Origin of the sequence: Rhizobium sp. Leaf341, assembly GCF_001424325.1 — a bacterium.
Taxonomy (GTDB): Bacteria; Pseudomonadota; Alphaproteobacteria; order Rhizobiales; family Rhizobiaceae; genus Ferranicluibacter.
On record NZ_LMPE01000010.1, the window covers coordinates 134,787 to 157,957 of the forward strand.

General features: G+C 65.4%; 18 protein-coding genes and 1 other annotated feature. Of the genes, 8 read left to right on the top strand and 10 right to left on the bottom strand.

Annotated elements, in window-relative coordinates; all coding sequences use genetic code 11:
* Nucleotides 1-159: 159 nt before the first annotated feature.
* The 4 genes from ASG03_RS10435 to ppx are packed head-to-tail and all read left to right on the top strand — an operon-like array spanning nt 160 to nt 5,866.
* A complete protein-coding gene (locus ASG03_RS10435; protein WP_062468716.1) occupies nt 160-1,290 on the top strand; it encodes an AI-2E family transporter in 1,131 nt (376 codons plus the stop codon).
* Complete coding sequence (hdaA, locus tag ASG03_RS10440) at nt 1,287-1,994, top strand: DnaA regulatory inactivator HdaA (protein ID WP_062468712.1); 708 nt, start codon at nt 1,287-1,289, stop codon at nt 1,992-1,994. The genes ASG03_RS10435 and hdaA overlap by 4 nt, the downstream gene beginning before the upstream one ends.
* Before the next feature lie 50 nt (nt 1,995-2,044).
* Nucleotides 2,045-4,333: an RNA degradosome polyphosphate kinase gene (locus ASG03_RS10445; RefSeq protein ID WP_443216600.1), complete on the top strand. Its 2,289-nt coding sequence runs from the start codon at nt 2,045-2,047 to the stop codon at nt 4,331-4,333.
* Nucleotides 4,334-4,345: 12 nt separating this feature from the next.
* Nucleotides 4,346-5,866 carry an exopolyphosphatase gene (gene ppx, locus ASG03_RS10450; RefSeq protein WP_062468709.1) on the top strand — a complete coding sequence of 507 codons (1,521 nt, stop codon included), beginning with the start codon at nt 4,346-4,348 and terminating at the stop codon, nt 5,864-5,866.
* Nucleotides 5,867-5,969: 103 nt separating this feature from the next.
* Here ppx and ASG03_RS10455 read toward each other — a convergent pair whose 3' ends face one another.
* Together ASG03_RS10455 and ASG03_RS10460 are read right to left on the bottom strand one after the other, a co-directional pair.
* Entirely contained in the window at nt 5,970-7,337 is a 1,368-nt protein-coding gene (locus ASG03_RS10455) for an esterase-like activity of phytase family protein (RefSeq protein WP_062693534.1), read from the bottom strand.
* 132 nt (nt 7,338-7,469) lie between these two features.
* Nucleotides 7,470-8,375, bottom strand: coding sequence for an AraC family transcriptional regulator (locus ASG03_RS10460; protein WP_443216601.1), 906 nt, complete (start codon nt 8,373-8,375; stop codon nt 7,470-7,472).
* On the opposite strand from ASG03_RS10460, the gene ASG03_RS10465 reads away from it, so the two are divergent.
* The gene (locus ASG03_RS10465; RefSeq protein WP_062693621.1) at nt 8,374-8,781 is read left to right on the top strand and encodes a DUF2000 family protein; all 408 of its coding nucleotides are present in this window, start codon (nt 8,374-8,376) and stop codon (nt 8,779-8,781) included. The genes ASG03_RS10460 and ASG03_RS10465 overlap by 2 nt on opposite strands.
* A 70-nt stretch (nt 8,782-8,851) precedes the next feature.
* On the opposite strand, the gene rnd is transcribed toward ASG03_RS10465, so the two are convergent.
* Both rnd and ASG03_RS10475 read right to left on the bottom strand, forming a co-directional pair.
* Nucleotides 8,852-9,997, bottom strand: coding sequence for a ribonuclease D (gene rnd / locus ASG03_RS10470; protein WP_062471925.1), 1,146 nt, complete (start codon nt 9,995-9,997; stop codon nt 8,852-8,854).
* Between the two features lie 114 nt (nt 9,998-10,111).
* Complete coding sequence (locus tag ASG03_RS10475) at nt 10,112-11,509, bottom strand: multicopper oxidase family protein (protein ID WP_062693622.1); 1,398 nt, start codon at nt 11,507-11,509, stop codon at nt 10,112-10,114.
* Nucleotides 11,510-11,785: 276 nt separating this feature from the next.
* Between ASG03_RS10475 and aspS the strand changes: the two genes are divergently transcribed.
* Entirely contained in the window at nt 11,786-13,576 is a 1,791-nt protein-coding gene (gene aspS / locus ASG03_RS10480) for an aspartate--tRNA ligase (RefSeq protein ID WP_062693536.1), read from the top strand.
* A 257-nt stretch (nt 13,577-13,833) separates the two neighbouring features.
* Nucleotides 13,834-13,891, top strand: a sequence feature (sul1 is cis-regulatory element that is thought to sense ions involved in sulfur or methionine metabolism; They are found in Alphaproteobacteria).
* A gap of 74 nt (nt 13,892-13,965) precedes the next feature.
* The gene (locus ASG03_RS10485) at nt 13,966-15,447 is read left to right on the top strand and encodes a SulP family inorganic anion transporter (protein WP_062468696.1); all 1,482 of its coding nucleotides are present in this window, start codon (nt 13,966-13,968) and stop codon (nt 15,445-15,447) included.
* Between the two features lie 166 nt (nt 15,448-15,613).
* Here ASG03_RS10485 and ASG03_RS10490 read toward each other — a convergent pair whose 3' ends face one another.
* Complete coding sequence (locus ASG03_RS10490) at nt 15,614-16,807, bottom strand: hypothetical protein (RefSeq protein ID WP_062693537.1); 1,194 nt, start codon at nt 16,805-16,807, stop codon at nt 15,614-15,616.
* A 306-nt stretch (nt 16,808-17,113) separates the two neighbouring features.
* On the opposite strand from ASG03_RS10490, the gene parC reads away from it, so the two are divergent.
* On the top strand, nt 17,114-19,366 hold the full coding sequence (gene parC, locus ASG03_RS10495; RefSeq protein WP_062468692.1) for a DNA topoisomerase IV subunit A: 2,253 nt from the start codon (nt 17,114-17,116) through the stop codon (nt 19,364-19,366).
* An 85-nt stretch (nt 19,367-19,451) separates the two neighbouring features.
* Here parC and ASG03_RS10500 read toward each other — a convergent pair whose 3' ends face one another.
* The 5 genes from ASG03_RS10500 to hemB all read right to left on the bottom strand — a co-directional run bounded on the left by ASG03_RS10500 (nt 19,452) and on the right by hemB (nt 22,811).
* A complete protein-coding gene (locus tag ASG03_RS10500; protein WP_062693538.1) occupies nt 19,452-19,850 on the bottom strand; it encodes a type II toxin-antitoxin system death-on-curing family toxin in 399 nt (132 codons plus the stop codon).
* Complete coding sequence (locus tag ASG03_RS10505) at nt 19,847-20,068, bottom strand: AbrB/MazE/SpoVT family DNA-binding domain-containing protein (protein WP_062693539.1); 222 nt, start codon at nt 20,066-20,068, stop codon at nt 19,847-19,849. The genes ASG03_RS10500 and ASG03_RS10505 overlap by 4 nt, the downstream gene beginning before the upstream one ends.
* Before the next feature lie 93 nt (nt 20,069-20,161).
* Nucleotides 20,162-20,935 (bottom strand): arginyltransferase, encoded by a 774-nt coding sequence (locus tag ASG03_RS10510; protein ID WP_062471916.1) that lies wholly within the window; start codon nt 20,933-20,935, stop codon nt 20,162-20,164.
* A 290-nt stretch (nt 20,936-21,225) separates the two neighbouring features.
* Nucleotides 21,226-21,699 (bottom strand): RDD family protein, encoded by a 474-nt coding sequence (locus tag ASG03_RS10515; RefSeq protein WP_062468689.1) that lies wholly within the window; start codon nt 21,697-21,699, stop codon nt 21,226-21,228.
* A 95-nt stretch (nt 21,700-21,794) separates the two neighbouring features.
* Nucleotides 21,795-22,811, bottom strand: a complete 1,017-nt coding sequence (gene hemB / locus ASG03_RS10520) for a porphobilinogen synthase (RefSeq protein WP_062693540.1) — start codon at nt 22,809-22,811, stop codon at nt 21,795-21,797.
* Nucleotides 22,812-23,171 lie beyond the last annotated feature (360 nt).

The following is a 23,171-nucleotide window of genomic DNA, read 5'->3' on the forward strand; positions in this document are numbered from 1 at the left end:
CATCCCAGGGATAGCCGCGGGGATAGGCGCGGGGATAGCCGATCGCGGGCGCTTGACCGGCCGCCTTGCACCGTCCTATCTCGCACCTATCTCACTGCAGGCGAGACCTTGGGGAAAGCGGACCCGGGCCGCCGCGGCATCAAAGGATCGGAGTGTCAGATGGCCACCATGTTCAGCGGGAAGGGACTTCGCCGCCAGGCCGTCTTCTGGGCGGTCGCGCTCGGCCTGTTCATCGCCTTCCTGTTCGTCTTCTCCTCCATCCTCCTGCCGTTTCTCGCCGGCATGGCGCTTGCCTATTTCCTCGATCCGATCGCCGATCGGCTGGAGAAATGGGGCCTCAGCCGGATGATGGCGACCATCGTCATTCTCGTCGGCTTCATCGTCGTCTTCGCGCTGTCGCTCGTCCTGCTGATCCCGATCATCTTCACGCAGGCCTCCGATTTCATCGCCAAGATCCCGGATTACGTTGCAAGCTTCCAGGATTTCCTGGCAAGCCCGCACGCCGATCTGCTGCCGGACTGGCTGCAGAGCCAGTTGCCGGCGATCCGGCAGAACTCGGCGCGGCTGCTTGCGCAAGGGGCGAGCTTCCTCGGTACGCTGGTGCAGCAGCTCTGGAACTCCGGCGTGGCGCTGCTGGACATCATCTCGCTGTTCGTCGTCACGCCCGTCGTCGCCTTCTACCTGCTGCTCGACTGGGACCGCATGGTGGCCAAGGTGGACAGCTGGATCCCCCGCGGCCAGCTGTCCACCGTCCGCCAGATCGCAACCGATATGGACAGTTCCATTGCCGGTTTCGTTCGCGGGCAGGGCTCCCTCTGCATCATCCTCGGTCTCTACTACGGCATCCTCCTCACCGTCGCGGGGCTCAATTTCGGCCTGCTGATCGGCTTCTTCGCCGGCATCATCAGCTTCGTGCCCTATGTCGGCTCCATGGTGGGCCTGGTGCTCGCGGTCGGTGTGGCGCTTGTCCAGTTCTGGCCGGACTATGTCTGGGTCGGCGTCGTCGCATGCATCTTCTTCTCGGGCCAGTTCCTCGAAGGCAACATCCTGCAGCCCAAGCTCGTCGGCAGCAGCGTCGGCCTGCATCCGGTCTGGTTGATGTTCGCGCTGCTCGCCTTCGGCTCGCTGTTCGGCTTCGTCGGCCTGCTGGTGGCGGTCCCCGCCGCCGCAGCGCTCGGTGTCCTCGTGCGCTTCGCCCTGGCGCGCTATCTCGAAAGCGACGTCTACCACAGCCCGCCGACGCACGCGACGATCGAGGCCCAACCGAACGTACCGCACAGCCTGACATGAACCGCCGCGACGACCAGTTGCCGCTGCCCCTCGGGCACGCACCGCAGATCAGCCGGGACGACCTGCTCGTCTCGTCCTCGCTGGAAGCGGCGGTGGCGATCGTCGACCATTGGCCGCAATGGCCGTCGCCGGTGGTGGTGCTGGTCGGCCCGCCGGGGTCGGGCAAGTCGCATCTCGCCGCCATCTGGGCCGGAACGTGCAAGGCCGTGGCCATCGACCTCCAGCCGGGCACGCAGGCGCCCGAGATCGCCGCCGGAAGCCCCGTCGTCTACGAGGACGCCGACCGGCGCGGCTTTGACGAGACGGCGCTCTTTCACGTCATCAACAGCGTGCGCGAGAACGGAACCTGGCTGCTGATCACGGCCCGCAGCCGGCCTGCCGCCTGGGGCGTCCGCCTGCCGGATCTCGCCTCGCGCCTCAAGGCGGTCACCGTGGTGGAGACCGGCGAACCGGACGACGACCTGCTCGGCCAGGTCCTGATGAAGCTCTTTGCCGATCGCCAGCTTTTCCCCGAGGAGAAGCTCATCGCCTATCTCGTCGCCCGCATGGAGCGCTCGCTCGAGACCGCCCATCGCACCGTCGCGGAGATGGACCGGCTGGCGCTCGCCCGACAGACGCGGATCAGCCGGGCGCTGGCTGCCGAAGTGCTTGAAAAAATTGGTAATGCAGGGGATACGCAGGAAATCCCGGGCGAGGACGATTGACTGTCATAGTTCCGTCGTCAAACTCGTCTAGCAGCGTTTCAGGATAGCGCATGAGGGAGCGGGACATGGACACGACGACAGCTGCGGCAAAAACGAGCACGGCGCCGGCCAACCCGACCGACAAGACCACCCCTGCCAAAGGCGCAGGCGACAAGACGGCGGGCGCGAAAACAGCGACCCCGGCCGGCGTGGGCGAGGACGGCATCGACCTCCTGAACAGCCCGGAACGGTTCATCAACCGGGAGTTTTCCTGGCTGCAGTTCAATCGCCGCGTGCTGGAGGAAACGCTCAACACTGCCCATCCGCTGCTGGAGCGCGTCCGCTTCCTGTCGATCTCGGCGGCCAATCTCGACGAATTCTTCATGGTCCGCGTTGCCGGCCTCGAGGCGCAGGTCCGCCAGAGCGTCGTCGTGCGCAGCCCCGACGGCAAGACGCCGGCCGAGCAGCTGGGCGACATCCTGAAGGAGATCAACACGCTGCAGATGGAGCAGCAGGCCTCGCTCGCCGTGCTGCAGCAATATCTCGCCAAGGAGGACATCCTCATCGTTCGGCCGGTCTCGCTCTCGGCCGACGACCGGGCCTGGCTGGAGGCGACGTTCGACCAGTCGATGTTCCCGGTCCTGACCCCGCTCTCCATCGACCCGGCGCATCCGTTTCCCTTCATTCCCAATCTCGGCTTCACCATGGGCCTGCAGCTGGTCAGCCGCTCCGGCCGGGAGCCGATGACGGCGCTGCTGCGCCTGCCGGTCGCGCTCGATCGCTTCGTGCGCCTGCCGGACGTGCACGCCACCATTCGCTACATCACGCTGGAAGACGTGGTGGGCATGTTCATCAGCCGCCTGTTCCCCGGCTACGACGTCAAGGGCGCGGGCACGTTCCGCATCATTCGCGACAGCGATATCGAGGTCGAGGAAGAGGCGGAAGATCTCGTCCGCTTCTTCGAGACCGCGTTGAAGCGCCGTCGCCGCGGCTCGGTCATCCGTATCGAGATCGACTCGGAAATGCCGCTGGAGCTGCGCCGCTTCGTCATCTCCGAGCTTGCCGTGCCGGAAAACCGCGTGGCCGTGCTGCCCGGCCTGCTGGCGCTGAACACGCTGTCGGAAATCACCAAGGCCCCGCGGGAGGACCTGCGGTTTGCGCCCTACAATGCGCGATTTCCCGAGCGCGTCCGAGAGCATATGGGAGACTGCTTCGCCGCCATCCGCGAAAAAGACATGGTGGTTCACCACCCCTATGAGAGCTTCGACGTCGTTGTCCAGTTCCTCCATCAGGCTGCGCGCGACCCTGACGTCCTTGCGATAAAGCAGACGCTCTACCGGACCTCCAACGACAGCCCGATCGTGCGCGCGCTGATCGACGCGGCGGATGCCGGCAAGTCGGTGACGGCGCTGGTGGAGCTCAAGGCGCGCTTCGACGAGGAGGCGAACATCCGCTGGGCGCGCGATCTGGAGCGTGCCGGCGTGCAGGTCGTCTTCGGCTTCATCGAGCTGAAGACCCATGCCAAGATGTCGATGGTCGTTCGGCGCGAGGAGGGGAGGCTGCGGACCTACTGCCATCTCGGCACCGGCAACTATCACCCCGTCACCGCCAAGATCTACACCGATCTCTCCTTCTTCACCTGCTCGCCCGTCGTCGGCCACGACATGGCGAACATCTTCAACTTCATCACCGGCTATGGCGAGCCCGAGGCCGGGATGAAGCTGGCGATTTCGCCGCACACGCTGCGTCCGCGCATCCTCCAGCATATCGAGGAGGAGATCGCGCATGCCGGGGCCGGTCGCCCGGCATCGATCTGGATGAAGATGAATTCGCTGGTCGATCCGGAGATCATCGACGCGCTCTACCGCGCGAGCCGCGCCGGCGTCGAGGTCGAGCTCATCGTCCGCGGCATCTGCTGCCTGCGTCCGCAGGTGCCCGGCCTGTCGGACAACATCCGCGTCAAGTCGATCGTCGGGCGCTTTCTCGAGCACAGCCGCATCTTCTGTTTCGGCAATGGCCATGCTCTTCCCTCCGAGCATGCGCTTGTGTATATCGGCTCGGCGGACATGATGCCGCGCAACCTGGACCGGCGTGTCGAGACCCTCGTACCTCTCGTCAACCGGACCGTGCACGAACAGGTCCTGTCGCAGATCATGCTGGCAAATCTCATCGATAATCAGCAGAGCTACGAAATTCTCGAGGACGGCACCTCGCGACGGATCTCGGTGTCCAAGGACAGCGAGCCGTTCAATGCGCAAGTCTACTTCATGACCAATCCCAGCCTGTCCGGCCGGGGCGAGGCCCTGAAGTCGAGTGCGCCCAAGGTTATCGCCGGCTGGGACAGCGACCGCAGAAAGTAAAGCTGGACCCGTATGGTAGAATCCGAAGCTCAGGGGCGCTTGCCTGGCATCGCTCCTGTTTCCGTCGTCGATATCGGGTCCAACTCGATCCGGCTCGTGATCTATGAGGGCCTCAACCGTTCGCCTGCGGTCCTGTTCAACGAAAAGGTCATGTGCGGCCTCGGCAAGGGCATCGACGCCACCGGGCAGATGGACGCCGAAAGCGTCGAGCGGGCCCTGAAGGCGTTGCACCGCTTCAAGGCGCTGGCGACCCAGGCGCGCGCTTCCACCGGCTTCGTGCTGGCGACGGCCGCAGCGCGCGATGCCTCCAACGGTCCCGACTTCATCCGCCGCGCCGAGCACATTCTCGGACAGAAGATCCGCGTCCTCTCGGGCGAGGAAGAGGCCTATTTCTCCGCCCTCGGCATCGTCAGCGGCTATCATGATCCCGATGGGGTCGTTGGCGATCTCGGCGGCGGCTCGCTGGAGCTGGTCGATGTCGTCGGCCGCACGATCGGCACCGGCATCACGCTGCCGCTCGGCGGCATCCGGCTGTCGGAACATGCCGGCGGATCGCTGGAACGGGCCCGCGCCTATGTTCGCAAGACGGTGAAGAACGTCGACGTTCTGAAACGCGGTGCCGGGCGCAATTTCTATGCCGTCGGCGGCACCTGGCGCTCCATCGCCAAGCTGCATATGGAGCTCAGCGACTACCCGCTGCACATGATGCAGGGCTATGAGATGAGCTTCGAGGAGGCCATGAACTTCCTGCCGGAGGTGATCGAGCCCAAGGACGTCAAGATCCCCGCCTTTGCCGCGATTTCGCGCAGCCGCCGCAATCTCTTGCCGTATGGCGCGATCGCGCTGCAGGAGACGATCGCGCTCCTGAAGCCCGCGCGCATCTCGTTCTCGGCGCTCGGCGTGCGCGAAGGCTACCTGTTCTCGCTGCTGTCGGAGCAGGCCCGCAATGCCGATCCATTGCTGACGGCCGCCTCCGAACTCGCCATCCTCAGGGCTCGATCGCCCGAGCATGCCCGCGAACTGGCCCAATGGACAGGGCGGGTCCTGCCGGTTTTCGGCGTCGAGGAAACCGAGGAAGAGGCGCGCTACCGCCAGGCCGCCTGCCTGCTGGCCGACATTTCCTGGCGGGCGCATCCCGACTATCGCGGGCTGCAGGCGCTGAACATCATCGCCCATTCCACCTTTTCCGGCATCACCCATGCCGGCCGCGCCTATATCGCGCTTGCCAATTATTACCGGCATGACGGGCTGAACGACAACGGCGCCACCAGCCCGCTCTCCACCATCACCCCGGCGCGCATGCTGGAACAGGCCAAGATCCTCGGCGCGCTGTTGCGCGTGGCCTATCTCTTCTCGGCCTCGATGCCGGGTGTCGTGCGGAACCTCACGATCCAGCCGTCGACGGCGCCGAACATCGATCTCGATTTCGTGGTGCCGGCAGCCTACAGCGAATTTGCCGGCGAGCGCCTCGAAGGCCGCCTGCAGCAGCTGGCCAAGCAGACCGGCAAGCGCATCGCCTTCCGGTTCCAGTAGTTCCCGATCTTGACGGGGAGGGCGGTGCAACCATCCTCCCCGTCTTGAAGGCCCGTCTTTCCGGCCCGACTTGCCAGCAAGTCGCCAAAGGCCGGCCGCTGGCCTATTCGGCCTTGAGGAACTCGGCCACGTCGAGCAGCACGAATTCGTTGTCGTCGGCCTTGTCCAAGGCGCGGCCGGCCGAGAACGGCAGGTTGTTGTCGTTGCCGACGATGATGTGGGTGTCGTCGATCCGGTCGACGTTCTCGATCGTGACGAAGGGCATGCCGTAGACGCCGGGGGTGCCGCCCTGCCGGTTTTTGCCCTCGGGATCGGCAATAGCGAGGAGATCGATATAGCCGATCTTGCGGACGGCCTTGCCCACATTCGCCGCGCTCATGTCGATCTTGTAGACGCGCTTCAGCTTGGCCGGGGTCGCAAAGCAGTCCGGCTTCGGTGCCTTCGGATCGGCGCACGCCTTGTCGGGCGTTCCCGCGCCGTTGTCGCGCTCGATCACCAGGGCTGTCGTGTCGTCCAGCATGTTGAAATCGCCGATCGCCTCGCCGCCGCTTGCCAGAGGATAGAGCCAGCTGCGACCCGTCCATGCCTTGCTGGCGGCATCGAGTTCCAGGATGCGGAGCGCCGGATGCCCGTCCGCCTGCTCGACGGTCGCGGCGTCGGTCCAGATCGGACCCTCCAGCAGGCCGTAGAGCTTCGTGCCGTCCGGCGAAAGGGCGAGCCCCTCGAAGCCGCCGGAGCGCTTCAGGTTGAACGTCGGCATCGGCTTCGACGGGTCCGCCTGGACCGTGAGGACGGGATTGTCCGGCGACAGCACCGGCTTGTCCCCGGATACCGTCGGCACCACGTCCGTCAGGCGTCCGTCGCGCGTGAATTTCAGGATCCATGGGCCGAATTCCTCGCCGACGAAGAAACCGTCGGCCACCGGCTGGATCGATTCGACGTCGAAATCGGCCCCGGTCAGGTAGCGCGTCGCCGCGCCTTCCATGACGATCGGGAAGGGGGCCTTCCGGTCGGGGTCGGACAGGAACACGGTTTCGAGCGGAGTGACCGTGCCGGCGGCCCAGTCGATGCGGATATGGTGGAGCATGAGCATGGCGTCGCTCGAATTGAGCTTGGATCCGAAGCCGTTGTCCGACAGCGTCCAGAACGTGCCGTCGCCAACTGCCTTGATGCCGGAGAAGCCCTGCATCGGCTGGCCGTCGAATGGCAGCGACAGCCCGGTCGGGCGGACGCCATCCTTGCCGGGAACCGTGGCGAGGCCGGACGCGCGCTTGCGATCCGGGGTCGTGAACTTGCCGGACGTCTGCAGGTGCTCCGGTGCATCCGCCGGCGCCTTGATGATGGTCTCGGCGGGCAGGACGGCCTGTCCGGCGAGCGTGGCCGGAAACCGGCGCTCCTCTGCCTTGGCGGCTGTCGCGAAGGCCGCAGAGGCCAGCAGGAGGGCCAGGGTCGCGGTGGCTGAAAATCGCATGTCGGTATCCTCGGTCATGAAACGAACGAGACAGCGCGTACAGGCACCGAATGATGATGCCGCGACGGTTTGATGACGGATGCATGACGTCTCGCGGTCGGATGGAGGCCGGCCCGCGGGCCGGCTCCGGCATCAACCGCGCGACAGGGCGGCCCAGCGGCCGGGCGTCATGCCATGGGCCGTCTTGAAATGCCGGGTGAAGTGCGCCTGATCGGCAAACCCCGTCTCCAGGGCGATGTCGGCGAGCGGTCGCCCCGCGCGGATGAGGGCGCGCGCCTCCTGCAGCCGGCGCATGACCAGGTAGCGATGCGGGCTCGTGCCGAGGCGCGCGCGAAACTGGCGGGCGAGGGCGAAGCGGCCGAGCCCGGTCACGGCTTCCAGATCCGCCGACGTGACAGGCTGGCCATGACAGGTCTGGAGAAAGTCGCAGGCGCGCCGCACGGCCGTTTCGTCGACCCTGACCCCGCCGGCCTGCCGCAGTCTCGCGTGCCGCGACAGCCCGTCGGCAACGGCGCTGAGGAGTTCGGCGCAGTGGAGATCGTCGAGCTCGCCATCGAGGTCGCGCATCGCATCCGCAAGGCTTGCCCAGAGCGCGGGATCCGAGAAGACCGGCGACGCCACGAAAGGCAGATCGCGGCGGCCCAGCGCGTCGATCAGCCGTTCGGGCGGCAGATACAGCATCCGGTAGCGCAGCCCATCCTCCGTCGCGGCCCCGCCGTCATGCACCTCGTCGGGATGCAGGACGATGATGTTGCCCGGTGCGCTGTAGCGCACCTCGCCGCGGTAGCGAAACGTCTGGACGCCGTGCAGCGTCAGACCAAGCGCAGAGGTGTCGTGCCGGTGGGGCGCAAAGGCATTGCCGCGGAACGCGGCTTCGATGCGCTCGATGCCGGTCCCTTGCGCGATGCGGATGCGGTCCGTCATCGGCGCGGTGGTGGCCGATCCGCACGAACGTTCAAGATCGCCGCCTGCGCCATCGGCTAGAGACGCAGCGGGCGCAGTCGGCGCCCTGTATCCGAGAATGGAGTTCGCCGTCATGTTCGAAACCAAATTCGTCATCGTGTTGCGCGAGGATCTCGCCGTCTGGCAGAAGCTGAACGTCACCGCTTTTCTCACGAGCGGCATCGTCGGTGCAAAGCCCGACCTGATCGGCGAAGCCTATCGCGATGCCGACGGCAACGTCTACAATGCATTGAGCATCCAGCCGATCATCGTCCTGTCGGCAGGGGCAGACCTTTTGCGCACCATCCTCGCCCGCACGCTGGAGCGCGACGTCCGGTCGTCGCTCTATATCGAGGAGATGTTTGCCACCGGCCACGACGCGGCCAACCGGGCGGCGTTTGCAGCGTTCGCACCCGACCGCGCCAAGGTCGTCGGCCTTGCCTTGCATGCCGACAAGAAGATCGTCGACAAGATCGTCAAGGGCGCAAAGCTTCACCCGTAGAGGCGGTGCTCGCCCACGCGGCACTGGCCCAAGCCGCAGCGGGAGGATCGCCCGGTGCAAAGGCCGTGGATCAGAGTTCCACGGCTTCGATCTTGCGGTCCACGAAGCGCAACGCCACATCGCCCTGGATCAGCTTCAGCGCGATGTCCCCGAACAGCTCGCGACGCCAGCCTTTCAGCGCGCCGACATCGGCTTTCTCGCCTTCGGAGGCGATGCGTTCGATATCGTCGCTGTTGGCGATGATCTTGGCGGCGACGCCCTGTTTCTCGGCAACAAGCTTCAGCAGGACCTTGAGCAGTTCGATCGCGGCGGCGGCGCCTTCGCTCGTCTGGTTCTGGCGGGGCAGGCGCGGCATGTCGGCCTTGGGCAAGGCGAGCGCCTCGTTGACGGCCTCGATGATCGCGCCGCCCGCGCTGGAGCGTTCCCAGCCCTTGGGCACCGTGCGCAGTCGCGACATGGCCTCGGCATCCTTCGGCTGCTGCTGGGCGATCTCGTAGAGCGCGTCGTCCTTCAGCACGCGGCCGCGCGGCACGTTGCGGGATCTCGCCTCGCGTTCGCGCCAGGCGGCGATGCGCTGCAGCACGGCAAGCTCGATCGGCTTTTTCAGCCGCATCTTCAGCCGCTGCCAGGCATCGTCCGGATGCATGTCGTAGGTCTCGCGCGATTCGAGCACCGCCATCTCTTCCGTCAGCCACAGCGAGCGGCCTTCGCGCTCCAGCTCGGCCTTGAGGTGGTGATAGACGTCGCGCAGATGGGTGACGTCGGCCAAGGCATAGTCGAGCTGCTTGTCCGTCAGCGGCCGGCGGCTCCAGTCGGTGAAGCGTGAGGACTTGTCGATATGCTCGCCCTTGATGCGGCTGACGAGCTGGTCGTAGGAAACGCTGTCGCCGAAGCCGCAGACCATCGCCGCCACCTGCGTGTCGAAGATCGGATGCGGAATAAGGCCGCCGAGATGGAAGATGATCTCGATGTCCTGCCGCGCGGCATGAAACACCTTGATGATCTCGGGATTGGCCATCAGCGCGAAGAACGGGGCGAGGTCGAGGCCCTTGGCGAGCGGATCGACGATCACGGCGATATCCGGGCCCGCCATCTGGATCAGGCAGAGCTGCGGCCAGAACGTCGTCTCGCGCAGGAATTCTGTGTCGATCGTCAGATAAGGCGCCGTCGCCAGCGTGTCGCAGGCTGCCTGCAGCGCCGCAGTCGTATCGATAATGTCCATCGGATCTCCGGGGATGTGGAGGCGGGTTTTCTTTCTCTTCTCTTTTGATGCGGGGATGTCAACCAAGCGACATGAAAAAGCCGCGATTCGGCAGGCGCCGACCTGCCGTCAGACGATCCGGAGAAACGAGGACATGCCCGTCTTCTGATGCTCGATGATGTGGCAATGAAGCATCCAGTCCCCGGGATTGTCGGCAACCAGCGCAAGTTCCGCCTGCTCGTCCGGCTGCAGCAAAATCGTGTCCGTCGGCGGCGGCAGGATGGTGCGCTTGTTCGACGACAGGATGTGGAACGTCAGCCCGTGCAGGTGGATCGGATGCGCATGCGGCGTGCGGTTGGCGATCTCGAAGACGTAGCTCTGTCCAAGCTTCAACTCCGCGAGCGGCGCGACCGGGTCCGGCGTATCGCCCGGCCACGGCACCTTGTTGATGGCCCAGAACGTATAGCCGAGCGAGCCACAGATGCTGGTCCCGGCGGTGTGCTCGGCCGTTGCCGTGACGTCGAGCGGAATGCGCTGCGCGGACGCGATGTCCGGCTGCGCGATCGGGTTGGCCGCGAGCGGCCCGGCATCGCGCTGGTCGCGTTTCAGCGACGCACCGCGCGCGACCAGCGTCGCGATGGTCCAGGGGTTGGAGCCCCGCAGGTTGCCGATCGTGACGACCTGCCCCTCGCCATCCGGCATGCGCACGACGATATCCGCCCGCTGGCCCGGCCCGAGGTCGAGCGTATCGAGCAGCCGCGGGGCCGCAAGCGCATTGGAATCGAGCGCGAGAATGGCGGCGGGCGCGTCGATGCCGAGCGTATAGATGCGCGTGACGTCGGTTGCCGCGATCCGCAGCCGCACCAGTCCGCCGGCCGGTGCCTCGAATTGCGGGGCGCGCTGCCAGTTGGCGGTGCGCACCGTGCCATAGGTGCCGCCGCGCGCCGCGTCGCGGGGTTTGAACGGTGCGATGAACGCTCCGTCGGCGCCAAGCCGCCAGTCGCGCAGATTGAGCACGATCTCCGCGTCGAAGACGGGATCATCCGGCGTCTCGACCACGATGACGCCGGTCATGCCGTGGCCCATCTGGGTCAACGTGTTGCAATGGGGATGATACCAGAAGGTGCCGGCATCGGGCGGGGTGAAGGCATAGTCGAAGGCGTCGCCCGGATAGACGTAGGCCTGCGTCATCTCCGGCACGCCGTCCATCGCATTCGGGATGCGCAGCCCGTGCCAGTGCACGGTGGTCGGCTCGTCGAGTTCGTTGCGCAGGCGGGCCGCAAACGGCTGGCCCTTCCGCATCCGCAGGATCGGCGGTGCGCCGGCTGGCGCGGCTTCGTCGCCGAGCGCCCAGGTCATGACGCGCGTCTCCGCGCCGCCCTCCACAAGCTTTGCTGCGCCGAACCGGGCGTTGAGCGCCAGGGGTGCCGCCGTGCCGGCACGCGCGGCGAGGCCCGCGCCGAGCGCGAAGGAGGCGGCGGTGGCGGCACTGGCTTTGAGAAGCGTTCGACGGGTGAGGGCAGGCATGATCCGGTCCACAGGCAATTTTCGCCCTTCCATAAACTTGATTGCACCGTTCAGCAATTGCCCGCCCGCCTTTCCGCCCAGCGGGCCCGCCTTTCCGCCCGGCCGCGATGTCGCACCGGTCGCGACCGGCTCCGGCAGAGGTGCGGCGGCGGCTGTCCCCGACCTGCCGGCCTTGACAAATCGGACCTGTCATGCGCTTTTCCGCGCGATTTCGACGCCGCCGGGACCGTGGAACGGTTCCCGTGTGCGGCACATTGATAGTTCCAGGAAACGCCCATGCACCGTTACCGCAGTCACACTTGCGCCGCCCTTCGCCAGACCGATGTCGGCGCAAACGTTCGTCTCTCCGGCTGGGTGCATCGTGTCCGCGACCATGGCGGCGTGCTGTTCATCGACCTGCGCGACCATTACGGCCTGACCCAGGTCGTGGTCGATCCCGACAGCCCGGCCTTCAAGACGGCCGAAGCCGTGCGCGGCGAATGGGTCATCTGCATCGATGGCCGGGTGAAGGCCCGCACCACCGAAACGATCAACAAGACGATGCCGACCGGCGAGATCGAGCTTTATGCCGAAGGCATCGAGGTTCTCTCCGCGGCCAAGGAACTGCCGCTGCCGATCTTCGGCGAGCCGGATTATCCCGAGGACGTGCGTCTCAAGTACCGCTTCCTCGACCTGCGTCGCGAGACGCTGCACCGCAACATCGTCAAGCGCACGCAGATCATCGCCGACATGCGCAACCGCATGAACGCGGAAGGCTTTGCCGAATACACGACGCCGATTCTCACGGCGTCCTCGCCGGAAGGCGCGCGCGACTTCCTCGTGCCGTCGCGCATCCATCCCGGCACCTTCTTCGCGCTGCCGCAGGCCCCACAGCAGTACAAGCAGCTGCTGATGGTGGCCGGCTTCGACCGCTACTTCCAGATCGCGCCCTGCTTCCGCGACGAAGACCCGCGCGCCGACCGCCTTCCGGGCGAATTCTACCAGCTCGACGTGGAAATGAGCTTCGTCGAGCAGGAAGACGTCTGGAGCACGATGGCGCCCGTCATCACGGGCGTGTTCGAGAAATTCGCCGACGGCAAGCCGGTGACCAAGGACTGGCCGCGCATTCCCTACGACGTCGCGATCCGCAAATACGGCTCCGACAAGCCCGACCTGCGCAACCCGATCGAGATGCAGGCCGTGACCGAGCATTTCGCCGGTTCCGGCTTCAAGGTCTTTGCCAACATGATCGCGTCCAACCCCAAGGTCGAGGTCTGGGCGATCCCGGCCAAGACCGGCGGCTCGCGCGCCTTCTGCGACCGGATGAACGCCTGGGCGCAATCCACCGGCCAGCCGGGCCTCGGCTACATCTTCTGGCGCGCCGAAGGTGAAACGGTCGAAGGCTCCGGCCCGCTCGCCAAGAACATCGGCCCCGAGCGGACCGAAGCGCTGCGCGTGCAGCTCGGCCTTGAAGCGGGCGACGCCTGCTTCTTCGTCGCCGGCGATCCTGCCAAGTTCTACAAGTTTGCCGGCGAAGCCCGCACGCGGGCCGGCGAGGAGCTGAACCTCGTCGACCGCGACCGGTTCGAGCTCTGCTGGATCGTGGACTTTCCCTTCTACGAATGGAGCGAGGAGGAGAAAAAGGTCGACTTCGCCCACAACCCCTTCTCCATGCCGCAGGGCGGGCTCGAGGCGCTGGAAACCCAGGATCCGCTCACGATCAAGGCCTATCAGTACGACGCCGTCTGCAACGGCTTCGAGATTGCGTCGGGCTCTATTCGGAACCAGTCGCCCGAGCTGATGGTCAAGGCGTTTGAACTGGTGGGACTGTCCAAGCAGGACGTGGAAGACCGCTTCGGCGGCATGTACCGTGCCTTCCAGTACGGCGCCCCGCCGCATGGCGGCTGCGCCTTCGGCATCGACCGCGTGGTCATGCTTCTGGTCGGTGCCAAGAACCTGCGCGAAATCTCGCTGTTCCCGATGAACCAGCAGGCCCAGGATCTCCTGATGAACGCGCCGAGCGAAGCCACGCCGACGCAGCTGCGCGAACTGGCGCTGCGCGTCGTGCCGCAGCCGAAAAAGGACTGAGGGCACAACGCCGAAAATCGAAAAGGGGCCGGCCGTGCAACGCCGGCCCCTTTTGCGTTCAGCGCATCGCGGCGATCGCGTCACGCCGTCGGGAAGGGTCGGCGGGAGCGAACGCCGCAACCATGTCCCATGCTGCTCGGAGGCCATCGGCAGCAGGATCCCGGTGAGCTCGATACGGGCCAGGCCGACGTTCGTGCGCAAAAATGCCGCCGCAAGATTGTCAGGCTGGTCCACAACCGCTACAAGACGTTCATCACAACGGACCCGGGTGCGATCCCCGGGTGGCTCTTCCGGCCGCCGATCCGCCGGACAACGCAAAGCATCAGCCCTTCCGACCGCTTGGGACCTCGTCCCGGCTGGTGCATTCCTGTTTGCGAAACGTACCCTCCATGATCTCACTGTCCTCCTATCGCCATGAATGGTTTTCCAACATTCGCGGCGACATTCTCTCCGGCATTGTCGTGGCGCTGGCGCTCATTCCCGAGGCGATCGGCTTTTCAGTCATTGCCGGCGTCGATCCGAAGGTGGGGCTGTTTGCCTCCTTCGCCATCGCCTGCGTCGCCGCCTTCACCGGCGGACGGCCCGGCATGATCTCCGCCGCCACGGCCGCCACCGCTGTCGTCATGGTCAGCCTCGTGCGCGACCACGGCCTGCAATATCTCTTCGCCGCCACCATCCTCATGGGCATCCTGCAGATTGCGGGCGGCTTTCTGAAGCTTGGCCGGCTCATGCGCTTCGTGTCGCGCTCGGTTATCACCGGTTTCGTCAATGCGCTGGCCATCCTCATCTTCATGGCGCAGCTGCCCGAGTTGCTCGGCGTGCCGGCCCTGACCTATGTGATGATCGCCGTCGGTCTCGGCATCATCTACCTCTTCCCCTACGTGACGAAGGCCATTCCATCGCCGCTTGTCGCCATCGCGGTGCTGACGGCCGTGACCGTCTTCGGCGGCCTCGACCTGCGCACGGTCGGCGATCTCGGTGAGCTGCCCTCCAGCCTGCCGATCTTCGGCCTGCCGGACGTGCCGCTGACCTGGGAAACGCTGCGCATCATCTTTCCCTATTCCGTCACGCTGGCCGCGGTCGGACTGCTCGAATCGCTGCTGACGGCGCAGATCGTCGACGACATGACGGATACGCCGAGCAACAAGAGCCAGGAATGCGTCGGCCAGGGCGCGGGCAACATTGCCTCTGCGCTGATCGGCGGCATGGGCGGCTGCGCCATGATCGGCCAGTCGGTCATCAACGTGTCTTCGGGCGGCCGCGGCCGGCTCTCGACCTTCGTCGCCGGTGCCTTCCTTCTCTTCCTCATCCTCGTCCTCGACGACATCGTGCGCATCATCCCGATGGCCGCTCTCGTCGCGGTGATGATCATGGTTTCGATCGGCACCTTCTCCTGGCGCTCGATCCTCGATCTGCGCACCAACCCGCTGCCATCGTCCGTGGTCATGCTGGCGACGGTCGTCACGGTCGTCGCGACGCACGATCTCGCCAAGGGCGTCATCGTCGGTGTGCTCCTGTCGGGCGTGTTCTTCGCCGGCAAGGTGGCCAAGCTGTTCCGCGTGGTGTCTTCGGGGGATGTGACGCCGCGGGTCTACCGCGTCGAAGGCCAGGTCTTCTTCGCCTCCGCCGACAGCTTCATCGCCGCCTTCGACTTCGCCGAGCCGGCCGCAAGCGTCACGATCGACGTGTCCGCGGCGCATTTCTGGGACATCACGGCCGTGGGTGCCCTCGACAAGGTGGTCCTGAAGTTCCGTCGCGCGGGCGTGCCCGTGGAGGTGATCGGCCTCAACGCGGCGAGCGCGACCATGCTCGACCGCTTTGCCGTCCACGACAAGCCGGACGCGCCGGCCCTGCCGCAGGCCTCGCATTAAAGCGCGTTGCGTGAAAACGGCTGGACACGTTCGGGCGACATGCATGAGGCACATCTTGCCTTCCGGGCCTTTCGTCTCGCCTAATGGCGCGGATCGATAAAAAAGCCCGCCGGCCGCCCGTTTCTGGGAGGCCGGCGGGCTTTGTCGTGGTGGACGCGCGCTTGCGTCAGTCGTTCGCGGTGACCTTGACGCCCAGCACGCTCGGCAGCGTGTTCGGCGCGCCCATGCCGGCACCCATGATCATCGGGAAGGGCACGGGCTTTGCCGGCTCGGCCGTGATCGTGATGTTCTTCGGCGCGTCCAGATAGGTGTTGATCGCCGCCGTCAGCTGGTTCTGCAGGTCGGGAAGGTTGAGCTGGGCGATCATGATCGGGGCGAGGCCCTTGATCGACTGTGCGAGCTGCTCGCCCGTCACGCCCTGTTCCGCACCGAAATAGTCGAGCAGGCGCTTGGTGATCGAGGCATCCTCGAAGCGGATGGACGCCGAGGTGAAGCTCAGCTGCTGCATGAGGCCCATGGCCGACAGGCCGAGCGCCTGGTTGGCAGCGTCCTTGTTCGGGTTGGCTTCGGCAGCCTTGAAGGCTTCCTGGAACGCGCTCAGGAGCTGGAGGGTGTAGCCCGACACGTTGAGGCCGATCGACAGGCGGCCGACATTGTCGACATTGATCGAGTTGTCGCGAATGTCGAACACGCCGGAGGCGAGGTCCCAGCTGCCTTCCATGGTGAATTCGCCGGTCGGCTTCTGCAGGCCGAGCTTGTCGATCGCCATCTTCGCCTTGGCGTCCTTGACCTCGGACAGGTCCGCCTTCACGCCGCTGACGATGCCGTCGAAATCGATGCCCTTGTCGCCGTCCTGACGGCTCAGATTGCTCTCCGACTTCTCGATCGAGAACACGGTCTTGCCGCCGATTTCCACCGCGACCGGACCGGTTCCCGCGGACTCGTAGTACAGCAGGTCGTCGATGCCGCCGGCGCCCGCCTTGGCGGGAACGCGCAGGCCGGCGATCGAGATGTCCTTGGCGGTCAGGCGCGCGCCGTCGGACGTCTTGTCGATGTCGGGAAAGGCCACGGTTTCGACCGTGTAGCCGCCGTCGGCGAGTTCCTCGACGCCGTCGAAGGTGAGATCGCCGATCTTCAGCTCGTCCGCCTTCTGCATCGTGCTCTTGATGCTGGCGCCCTTCAGGACCACGCTGTCGTCGTTGACGTCGACATCCTCGTAGGCGAGCGTCGCCCCGTTGATGGCATAGGCCGCATTCAGCTTTTCAACGAAATCCGTGCCGTCGAGCGCGAAGGCGGGGGAGGCGAGGGCGGCGAAGGCAACGCCCGCCAGCAGAAAGCGAAGTCTGGGAAACTGCATCATCATGGGTCCTTGCAAAGCCTCTGAAATCGGGGTCGATATCTCCAAGGCAATTGGGGCGGGAATATATGCGGGCGACGTGCAAATGTCAGGCCGGCATCACGCATTATTTGGCCGCCCGGAAAACGGGTCGCCCGTTCCCCGCCGGGCGCAGGGGCGCGGTTGGCGATGGGCAGGCGCTGGCCAGGCGCTGGGCAGGCGTTGGGCAGGCGACGGGCAGGCGACGGGCGGATGGCCGGGCAGAGATTGCTGGGGATAGGGCCGGCGAGAGAACTTGATGTTCACGGTTTGTTGAGGTAGCTACGACCCATGGGACAGAGCCTTTTGCCGCCGTCGGGCGGGGACGATCACATTCAACCCGTCGATCTCAAGGCGGCGCTGGAAGAGCGCTACCTTGCCTACGCGCTGTCCACCATCATGCACCGCGCGCTTCCGGACGTCCGCGACGGCCTGAAGCCGGTGCATCGCCGCATCATCCACGCGATGAGCGAGATGGGCATCCGTCCGAACACCGCGTTCAAGAAATGCGCCCGCATCGTCGGCGACGTCATCGGTAAGTTCCACCCGCATGGCGACCAGTCGGTCTATGACGCGCTGGTGCGGCTCGCGCAGGATTTCTCCCAGCGGTATCCGCTGGTCGACGGCCAGGGCAATTTCGGCAATATCGACGGCGACAATGCCGCCGCCTACCGGTACACCGAAGCACGCATGACCGAGGTCGCCGCGCTGCTGCTCGAGGGGATCGACCAGGACGCCGTCGATTTCCGCGCGACGTACAACGAGGAAGACGAGGAGCCGGTCGTTCTGCCGGGCGCGTTTCCCAATCTGCTCGCCAACGGCGCCTCCGGCATCGCGGTGGGCATGGCCACCTCCATTCCGCCGCACAACGCGCATGAGCTGTGCGATGCGGCGCTGCTCCTGATCCGCAAGCCCGACGCCTCGATCGAGGAACTGGTGGAGCTGGTGCCCGGCCCGGATTTTCCGACGGGCGGCGTCATCATCGACAACAAGGCTGCGATCACCGAGGCCTACCGGACCGGGCGCGGCGGCTTCCGCGTGCGCGCCAAATGGGCGGTGGAGGATCTCGGCCGCGGCGTCTGGCAGATCGTCGTCACGGAAATTCCCTATCAGGTGCAGAAATCACGGCTGATCGAAAAGATCGCCGAACTGCTGATCGCCCGCAAGCTGCCGCTCTTGGAAGACGTGCGCGACGAATCGGCCGAGGACGTGCGTGTCGTGCTGGTGCCGAAGAGCCGCAGCGTCGATCCCACCATCATGATGGAATCGCTGTTCCGGCTGACGGATCTCGAAAACCGGTTTCCGCTGAACATGAACGTCCTGTCGATGGGGCGCGTGCCGCGCGTCATGTCGATCTTCGACATCCTCACGGAGTGGCTGCAGCATCGCCGCGAGGTCCTGCAGCGGCGGTCGCGCTTTCGCCTCGCGGCCATCGAGCGCCGGCTGGAGATTCTCGGCGGCTACCTCATCGCCTATCTCAACCTCGACGAGGTGATCCGCATCATCCGGGAGGAGGACGAGCCGAAGCCTGCCTTGATGGCACGGTTCGCGCTCACCGACCTTCAGGCCGAATCGATCCTCAACATGCGCCTGCGCTCGCTGCGCAAGCTGGAGGAATTCGAGATCCGCAAGGAGTTCGACGGGCTCACCGCCGAAAAGGCCGAGATCGATGCGCTGCTCGCCTCCGACGACAAGCAGTGGCAGACGGTCGCCTGGGAAATCGGCGAGGTGAAGAAAAAGTTCGCCAAGGCGACGGAGCTCGGCCGCCGCCGCACGCTGTTTGCCGATGCGCCGGAAACGGACGACGAGGCGATCCAGCAGGCGATGATCGAGAAGGAGCCGATCACGGTCGTCCTGTCCCAGAAGGGCTGGATCCGGGCGCTGAAGGGGCACATTTCCGACACCGCGACGCTGCAGTTCAAGGAAGGCGATGCGCTGAAGTTCGCCTTCCCGGCCTCGACGACCGACCGCATCCTGATCGTGACCACGGGCGGCAAGGCCTATACGCTCGGGGGCGACAAGCTGCCCGGCGGGCGCGGCCATGGCGAGCCGCTGCGCATCATGGTCGACATGGAAAACGACCAGGACGTGCTCACCGCCTTTGTCCACGATCCCGCCCGCAAGGTGGTGATCGCCTCGGCCGCCGGCAACGGCTTCGTCATCGCGGAAAGCGAGATGGTCGCCAACACCCGCAAGGGCAAGCAGATCCTCAACGTCGCCATGCCGGACGAGGCCAAGATGGTCGTGACCGCCAAGGGCGACCAGGTCGCGATCATCGGCGAAAACCGCAAGATGCTCGTCTTCCCGCTGCAGCAGATCCCGGAAATGACCCGCGGCAAGGGCGTGCGCCTGCAGCGCTACAAGGATGGCGGCGTTTCCGACATCCGCTGCTTTGCGCTGGCCGACGGCCTCACCTGGAGCGACAGCGCCGGCCGCAGCTTCACCAAATCCGCAGCCGAACTCACCGAATGGATCGGCGACCGCGGCACGGCCGGTCGCCTTGTGCCGAAGGGCTTTCCGCGGAGCGGGAAGTTCGGGGGGTGAGGGGCGTGGTGGGGCCTCGTCGTTGACGGCGAGCCCTCTTGTCTCCGGGAGCAAGCGCCTCTTGTCTACGGGAGCGAAAAGCCGACTAAGCGGTCTCTTCGAGAGGCGTGACATTCTCTCTCAGGAACCGCGTGGCGCCTTCTTCGTCGATTTCTCCTGCAGCGATGCCCAGCACGAAGGTGTACAGGATGCCGTCGGTCGTTACGATTTGGAACCCATTGTCCATGAGGAAGACGGCGCAGGCAACGATGGCGATCCGCTTGTTTCCGTCGATGAAAGCGTGATGTCTCGCCAGGCCGAACAGGTAGGTTGCGGCGAGTTCGATGACATCTTCGCAGCCATAGTCCAGCCTTGCGATCGGGCATGCCAGCGACGACTCCAGCGCCCCTTCGTCCAGCAGTCCGTAGGACCCGCCGAAGCGCTCGATCTGGCGAGAGTGCAGGAGTTCAACCAGCGTCCGATCCAGAAAGGTGAATGCGGTCATTCCGCGAGCTTTTTGAGCGCAACCCTATAGCGTTCCATGAAGGCGTCCGCATGCGCCAATTGCCGCGAGAACTGTTCGTCCGGAACGCGCAGGGTCAGACTGTTCGTCCCGAACTGAGCTTCGAGGGCGTCACCCGCCTTGACGCCCATGCGATCCAGGACCTCTTTCGGCAGGATGACGCCTTCGGAGTTTCCAATCTTCCGGATGGTAATGTTCATGGCGGACATCCTCGTTAGAACCGGTGTTATAACAAGAAGCGTGCCTTCATGCCAGCATCCCGGATGGCCTGCTCCACATCAGCCGGGACGGCCTTATCCCGCAACGTCCGCGCCATCAGGCCCGGCGAAACGCTCCCAGCCGCGCGCCATCAGATGTTCCTGGGGCAGGAACTTGGTCTTGTAGTCCATCTTGCGCGATCCCTTGACCCAGTAGCCGAGATAGACATGCGGCAGGCCGCGGTCCCGGGCCTTGCGGATATGATCGAGGATCATGAAGGTGCCGAGCGAGCGCGTGGAAAAGGCGGGGTCGAAGTAGGAATAGACCATCGACAGGCCGTCGCCCATCTTGTCGGTGAGGGCCGCGGCGATCAGCGGGCCGTTTGCCCGGCCGGCAATGCCGTCGCCCTCGATGCGCAGGCGATATTCGATGATCTTGGTGTTCACATGGGTGTCCTCGACCATCATCGCATAGTCGAGCACCGACATGTCCGACATGCCGCCCTTCTGGTGACGATGATCGAGATAGCGGCGGAACAGGGCATATTGCTCGCTCGACGGCTCGGCCGGATATTCGGTGGACACGACGTCCGTGTTCTCGGCCAGCACCCGCTTCATGGAGCGGGTCGGCGTGAACTCGCCGGCCACGATGCGCACGGACACGCAGGCCCGGCAGCTCTCGCAGGCGGGACGATAGGCGATATTCTGAGAGCGGCGAAAGCCGCCCTGGGTCAGGAGGTCGTTCAGCTCGGGCGCCCGCTCGCCGACCATGTGGGTGAACACCTTCCGCTCCATCTCCTGCGGCAGGTAGGGGCAAGCCGCCGGTGCCGTGAGATAGAACTGCGGAGACGGAGCTGTGTGGGTGTTCATGTTCATCTGGGGCGGCAATCACACTTCATGACCATACGGGTTCAAGACCATACGGATTGCGACGGTGCCGTTGTCCCTGGGGACGCTCCGGCGTGCCGTCGCACCTTCATCTCTGCTGCAGACCGGCCGCATCTTGCTTGCAGGCCGGCTGCATCGTCTCCTGCCGAGATCGACTCCGATCTCCGATAATGCATTAGCATGGCCCAAGAATGGAAAAGGTCAACCGGCCGTTAACGCGGCCGGTCGAAAACATGACGGATTGATGCGGCGGTGTGTCCGCAAGGGCGCTGTCAGCGCAGCGGATAGCTGTCGCGCCGCACAGTCACGGTGCCGATCAGGAAATCATGCAGCAGGCGTCCGCGATCCGTGAAGAGGCCGATCAGCACGATGAACGGCGTCAGGAACGCATTGGCGATCCAGAAGATCACGAGGTGCACGATCGCCGTCATGAAATCCATCGGCCGCCCGTCGGTCCGCGCGATGGCGAGACCCATCATCGTCATGCCCGGCGAGGCCTGCGACCGGCCGCCCACCGTGACGCCGAAATAGAGCATGGCCACGATGGCAAACAGCGCGGGATAGAGCAGGAAGCCGAAGCCGAGCGTCAGGATGCCGAGGAAGAACACGACGACGGCTGCGGGAATCCACAACAGCGCGACGAACAGATAGTCGACGCAGAACGCGATGACCCGACGGCTGAGGACGCCGCGATAGGCGCGCCAGTCGGTGCTCGGGAAGCGAATGTCATCATGGCTTACGGTCATGTCGGTCTCCAGTGGTCCAGTCTCATATCGGGATGGACCGATCCGGATTCAAGCGCTGTCACGACCACTGTCGTCCGGTGGCAGGACCGCCGCCGTCAGCCCTTGCGGGCCAGCAACCGTGCCACGTCGAGCGCGAAATAGCTGAGGATGCCGTCGCAGCCGGCGCGCTTGAAGGCGAGCAGGGTTTCCATCATCACGCGCTGCTCGTCGATCCAGCCGTTGGCGCCGGCGGCCTTGATCATCGCGTATTCTCCGGACACCTGATAGGCGAACACCGGCAGGCCGAAGGCCTCCTTCATGCGCCAGCAGATGTCGAGATAGGGCAGGCCGGGCTTGACCATCATCATGTCGGCGCCTTCCTCCACGTCGAGGGCCGCATCGCGCAGGGCCTCGGTGCCGTTGGCGGGGTCGATGTAATAGGTCTTCTTGTCGCCCTTCAGCAGCCCGCTGGTGCCGATGGCTTCGCGATAGGGGCCATAGAATGCCGAGGCGAACTTGGTCGCATAGGCCATGAGGCCGACATTCTGGTGGCCGGCCGCGTCGAGCGCCTGGCGGATGACGCCGATCCGGCCGTCCATCATGTCGGAGGGCGCGATGATATCGGCGCCCGCATCGGCCTGCGACACGGCCGCGCGGGCGATCTGGGATACGGTCTCGTCGTTGACGATCTCGCCGTGGCGCAGGATTCCGTCGTGGCCGTGGCTGGTGAAGGGGTCGAGCGCCACATCGGTGATGACGCCGATGCCCGGCACCGCGGTCTTGATGGCGCGCGTCGCCCGGTTGATCAGGTTGTCGGCGTCGAGGCTGTGGGACCCGGTTTCGTCGCGCAGCGCCATGTCGACATTGGGAAAGGTGGCAAGCGCCGGAATGCCGAGATCGGCGGCTTCGCGCGCGGCCTCGACCGCCTTGTCGACACTGAGGCGCATGACACCGGGCATGGCCGCGATCGGCTCCACGATATTGGTGCCGGGCACGACGAAGATCGGCCAGATCAGGTCGTCCACCGTCAGCTGCGTTTCGCGCACCATCCGCCGCGTCCAGTCCGCCTTGCGGTTGCGGCGCATCCGGCGGTGTCCGGTGATCAGGTCCACGATGTCGGTCTTGTCGGTCATCTCTCGTCTTTCAAAGGCTCGGCCCCCAAGATGGCGGGGCAGGTGCGAGGCCGGAGAGCGGTGGCGGCGGGTGGACCCGCGACCGCGCGCATGTCCCGCGACGGGCAGCAGGCGGATCCCGCCGTCACGCGGCTGCCTTCCGGATGTCGGCGCCTTCTAGCATGGCTGTCGGACATGGCAAAATCGGGTCGGTGCGGCGTGTCGTCACGCGAGGGGGCGGGCTGGCGTGATGCACGCGGAACGGACGTAAACGGCGGACGCGCCGAGACCCACGCACGCGGGACGCGCCGTGGAGACAGGCATTCGGACGAGGCGCTGGAAGCTGCCACGTGAAGGGTAGAAGGGAAGACGACATCTTCC